General features: G+C 49.2%; 3 protein-coding genes. 2 read left to right on the top strand and 1 reads right to left on the bottom strand.

The genetic code is table 11. The annotated features are described in order from the left end of the window. Positions 1 to 72: 72 nt before the first annotated feature. Together VN105_RS01360 and VN105_RS01355 are read left to right on the top strand one after the other, a co-directional pair. Positions 73 to 4005, top strand: a complete 3933-nt coding sequence (locus VN105_RS01360) for a Pls/PosA family non-ribosomal peptide synthetase (RefSeq protein WP_325637168.1) — start codon at positions 73 to 75, stop codon at positions 4003 to 4005. Between the two features lie 18 nt (positions 4006 to 4023). Beyond that, entirely contained in the window at positions 4024 to 4551 is a 528-nt protein-coding gene (locus VN105_RS01355) for a GNAT family N-acetyltransferase (RefSeq protein ID WP_325637166.1), read from the top strand. 28 nt (positions 4552 to 4579) lie between these two features. Here the strand turns inward: VN105_RS01355 and VN105_RS01350 are convergent. Then, positions 4580 to 5357: DUF2264 domain-containing protein (locus tag VN105_RS01350; protein WP_325637164.1), on the bottom strand; the 778-nt coding region annotated here is incomplete at its 5' end.

Here is a 5357-nt window from a genome sequence, read left to right as displayed (position 1 = left end):
AGCCTATTATAAGGCTGCGCTCCGATTCTTACCCCTAACTTTGCTATACCAAACCTACGGGAACGCGAACTTATGAATGTTAACAGTATAGTTAAAGGGCCCCAACAGCCGGAGCTGCTTCATCATGAAACACTGGCTGATATCTTTTCCAAAACGGTGCAGGAACACGCCCAACATACCGCACTGATATTCCGGCAACAAACACTTACTTATCAACAGCTGGATCACTGGAGTGACGCCATTGCCGCATATCTTCAATCAAAGGGAATAGGCCCCGGAAGCGTGGTAGGCATCTGGTGGCCGCGCAGCCTGGAACTGCATGCTGCTATACTTGGCATCATAAAGGCCGGCGCAGCATATGTACCTCTCGACCGGGAAATGCCGGCGGAAAGAGTGGAAGGCGTGCTTACAGAAGTGAAGGCTGCTGCCTGTTTCAGCGAAATCCCGCTGCAACTGAACGCTGAAATATTAGCCGTACCTTCTATACCGGACCATTCCGAAGTATTTTCGCTGAGTGCGGGTCCGCAGCCTGAAAACTTCGCCTATGTATTGTATACTTCCGGCAGCACCGGGAAACCTAAAGGCATTCCAATCAGTCACCGGCAGATCTGCCATCTCATCAGGGCGGAACAAACCGTATTAAATATCCGCACCACCGATAAGGTATACCAGGGCTTTTCTGTATCCTTCGACATGTGGTGCGAAGAAACCTGGCTTAGTTATTTCGCCGGCGCTTCCCTTTGGGTGGCCGATGCAACTACGGCCAAAGCCATTGATGAACTGGGTGACGTATTACGCCGGGAAAACATTACCATATTGCATGCTGTTCCCAGTTTACTTGCCATCATGGACGATAACATTCCCTCACTGCGCCTTATCAATGCAGGCGGCGAAGCATGTACCCCGCAGGTATTATCCAGGTGGGCCATTCCTCCACGCCGTTTCTATAACAGTTACGGACCTACGGAAACAACTGTAAGCGCTACTTTTGCGGCACTTAAACCGGGAGATTATATCACCATCGGCCAGCCGCTGCCTAATTACAACATGGCAGTTGTAGACGAAAAACTGGATATCCTTCCACTGGGGGAACGTGGAGAACTGGTGATCTCCGGCCCCGGCGTAGGCACAGGTTACATCGACCGACCAGAGCTTACCCGCGAAAAATTTGTAGATAAACCAGCCGGAATGACCGAACTGCCCGGCGACCGACTATACCGCACCGGCGACGCTGCCATCATCTTACCCGATGGCAGCATCGATTTCCAGGGCAGGCTGGATGATCAGATCAAGTTACGTGGATACAGGATCGAACTGGGAGAAATTGAAAACCGGCTCCATGCTATCGCCGGTATCGCCGCAGCAGCGGTAGCTGTAAAAAAAGACAGCAACGAACAGGATCAGCTGGTGGGTTATGTTTTGAAGGAAGATGATGCTCCTTTTGATGAACAGGCTCTCCGTACAGCACTCGCAAAAGTATTACCCCCCTATATGGTGCCCGGCACTATTGTGGCATTGGAAGATATGCCCCGTCTTCCCAGTGGGAAAATAAACCGGAAAGCCCTGCCCCTGCCAGCTGCCTTTGCAGAGGTAACCACCCATGAAGCTATTGACCCGGATGCTCCTGTAACTGAAAGGATCACCGCTATCCTGTCAAAAGTATTTCCCGACAGGACGATCGATCTGCAACAGGATTTTTTTACTGACCTCGGAGGACATTCCTTACTGGCAGCTGCTTTTGTATCAAGATTGCGCCGGGAGGCCAACGTTCCTAATGCATCTCTCAAAGATATTTATATACACCGCCCTTTACAGGAACTGGTAAATGTATGGGCTGCGCAGCCACAGGCAGATCAAAAACCACCGCGTGTTTTTAATAACATACCCTGGTGGCGCCACCTCAGTTGCTGGATAGCCCAAACCATTGCGGTACTGGTAATTTTCGGATTATTTGCCATGCAGATATTCCTGCCTTACCTCGGATACTATTATGTGGAACAGGATACCAGTAACCTGGGATATGCTATTATCACTGCCCTTGTAATGTTTTGCCTGCTGCCTCCCCTTTTTTCTGTTCTTATTATCAGTACCAAATGGCTCGTTATAGGAAAAATGAAAGCAGGCGATTATCCGTTATGGGGCACCTATTACTTCCGCTGGTGGCTGGTAAAAACAATACAGCGGCTGATGCCTTCGCAATTTCTTAATGGAACACCGCTATACCCGGCCTATCTCCGGATGCTGGGTGTGAAAATAGCGCCGGATGCGCAACTCGGCGCAGTAACCATTGGCGCTGAGGATCTTGTTACTATTGGCAGCGATGTAAGTATCAGTTCACAGGCCGTCATCGACAATGCTTTTATAGAAGACGGTCTGCTGAAACTACGTACCGTGAACCTGGGTGATCATGCGTATATAGGCAGCAGCGCAGTTATTGGCGGCAGCACTGTAATGGAGCCCTGGAGCGAATTACAGGACCTGAGTTTTTTGCCTGCCAACAGCGTTATAAAGCCCGGTGAGGTATGGCAAGGCAGTCCTGCAGTATTAAAAGTCACCAGAAATATCAGCGACTTACCACAACCATTACCTGTATCAAATGCCACCCGCAGAAAATACAGCGCCATCTTTTCCCTGTTCCTGCTGGTGTTTCCATTCACGGTATTGCTTCCGCTACTGCCTACTATTATAACACTGAACCAGATGGATAACGCAGCGCCGGATTACAACTTTAATTACATGGTGATCACACCTGCATTGGCATTGAGTTATATAATACTGTTCACGGGCCAAACAGTGCTGCTCACCCGTTTATTGCAATGGGGAATAAAGCCCGGCGCCTACCCGGTTTACAGTGCCTTCTATGTTCGCAAGTGGTTCGCTGATCAGCTCATGTCTTTATCACTGATAGTGATACATCCCATTTTTGCAACAGTATATATTTCTTCCCTCTTCCGCGCACTGGGCGCTAAAATTGGCCGTAACACGGAAGTATCCACTGCCAGCAGCGTTACCCACCCTTTACTGGAAATTGGCGATGGCGCTTTTATTGCAGATGCGGTAACACTCGGTGAATCGGATGTACGCGGACAACAACTGATACTGGAAAAAACAATTATCCATAATACCAGTTTTGTAGGCAACAGCGCCCTGATACCACAGGGATATGAATTGCCGGAAAATATGCTGATAGGTGTATTGTCCACACCACCATCCAAAGAACAACTGGCCGCAGGCACTGCACGCGACTGGTTTGGCTCGCCGGCCATTGCACTGCCACGGCGACAGGAAAGTCATTTTTTTCCGCCGGAATTAACTACTCATCCGTCGCCACAACGCAAACTGGCCAGGGCTACCGTGGAATTTATCCGTATCCTCATTCCTGAAACAGTAGTGATTTGCTGCAGTATTCTTTTCATTGCCTATGCACACGACCTGGTAACAGACAAACCCTGGTGGACGATCCTGCTGCAGTTCCCGTTCTATTATCTCTTTTTCCTGGGGCTGCCTGCGTTCCTCTTTACCGTATTGCTCAAGTGGGTCCTTACGGGTAAATACAGGGCTTTACAAAGCCCTATGTGGACCTCTAAAGTATGGCGCAGCGAAGCAATTACTTCTACGTACGAAGCACTCTCCATTCCGTTTCTGCTGGAATACCTGAAAGGCACTCCATGGCTGCCGGTGCTACTTCGCCTCCTGGGCGTAAGAACGGGCCGCCGTGTATTATTAAACACTGCGGATATCACCGAATTTGACATGGTGGAAATAGGTACCGATAGTGTACTGAATGAAGACAGCGGTCCGCAAACGCATTTATTTGAAGACAGGGTAATGAAGATAGGACCCATTAAAATAGGCCGCAGGAGCAGCATTGGCGCCAGATCCATTATCCTGTACGACAGCGAGGTAGGCGATGATGTAAACATTGCGCCACTGTCGTTGCTGATGAAAGGAGAGAACTTACAACCGGGTACCAGCTGGACAGGCAGCCCGGTAAAACCCGACTAACGTTTTTGACTATACGCAATGATAACTATTACCTCCATACAGATCAGGGAGCACTACCATCTCATCCACGGCATGATGAAACAGCTGCATCTTTCGGAGAAATCCTTTTTCCTCAAAACGGCGGATTGGGAAAGCATCGCTGCCAGCTATATGCAACATGTGATGGAAATGCAGGAAACCTGCAACGGCACCTGCCTGCTGGCGTATGCAGATGCAACGCCCGCTGGTTTTATTTTTGCCTACCTGGAAGAAGCAGATGAAAGCCGGATTGAAGACTACACCGGCAATACGCTGTATGTTTCTGATGGTTATGTGGACAACAAATTCCGCAGGAAGGGCATTTACAGGATGATGAACGGGGAACTGGAACGGATATACGTAGAAACAGGTGTCCGCCGAATAGTGAGATATACATTGGCCAATAACCAACGTATGCAACAGTTCCTGGCATCTGAAAATTATGAGCCGGTGCGGCTGGTGTACGAAAAATGGCTGACGCCGGACGGTAAAAAACCGGTTCAGCTGTTTCCGCCACGTGCAGAGTAGTGTCTCCTATTTTGAAATCAATAGTACATCAGTAATCAATAGCATGATCCTTTTTAACTGCAGCCCCGCTATATACTTTCACTGCCGTCCATGGTTGCGCAGGATCCGACCAGAACGGATGCGCTGCCGGTAATCCGAGCGCCAGGAAACCGGTACTGCACAGGTACAGGCTACCCGTAGAGGTATACACATCCGCGATGTCCGGCTGATGCCCGCAAAAGCCTATCTGCAGCCATCCCTTTTTATCAAAAGTGCCAGGCGCTTCAAATATTCGTTTATTCACTGCCGTTAGTGCGCATCTTACCTGGGCCGGAGAAAGTTCTTCCGGCAGTTTTTCCTCCAGTGCAATTTGTGCCAACGCCTGAAACGCGGCATTGCGGTATGGCATAGAGCGGCCTACTACCGGGAACGTGCCCTCGGGTGATATTTGTCTTTCCAGGATAGCAGCATAGCGTTGCATCCGCTTTAACGCCAGTTCATAATTTGCTTTACTCCCTTCTTCTTTCTCAGCCATTACTTTAAGCACATCCACCAACATGGGCTGGATCACAAAAGAGTTGTAGTAATCGTAATGAAAATGTGCGCCATCTCCATACATGCTGTCGCCTTTATACCACTCCATGATCTTTTGCACAGCGAGGTCTATTGGCTTACGGTCCCAGTCAGCGCCAAACTTCAGCAACATTGCTTCAATGATGGCGGAGAACAGTACCCAGTTATTTGTAAATGCTTTAATGCTGCGTAAGCTGATCAATCCATCAATCACCTGTTGCTGCGTTTTTGCCGGTAATTGCGCCCATACCTGC

Source organism: Chitinophaga sp., assembly GCF_035564935.1.
In the GTDB taxonomy this organism is placed as follows: Bacteria; Bacteroidota; Bacteroidia; order Chitinophagales; family Chitinophagaceae; genus Chitinophaga.
This window is presented reverse-complemented; position numbering and strand designations above follow the sequence as displayed.

What these genes read in the sequence shown, in the direction of transcription:
- VN105_RS01360 (WP_325637168.1), top strand. Translation starts at nt 73, where the DNA reads ATGAATGTTAACAGTATAGTTAAAGGGCCCCAACAGCCGGAGCTGCTT.
- VN105_RS01355 (WP_325637166.1), top strand. Translation starts at nt 4,024, where the DNA reads ATGATAACTATTACCTCCATACAGATCAGGGAGCACTACCATCTCATC.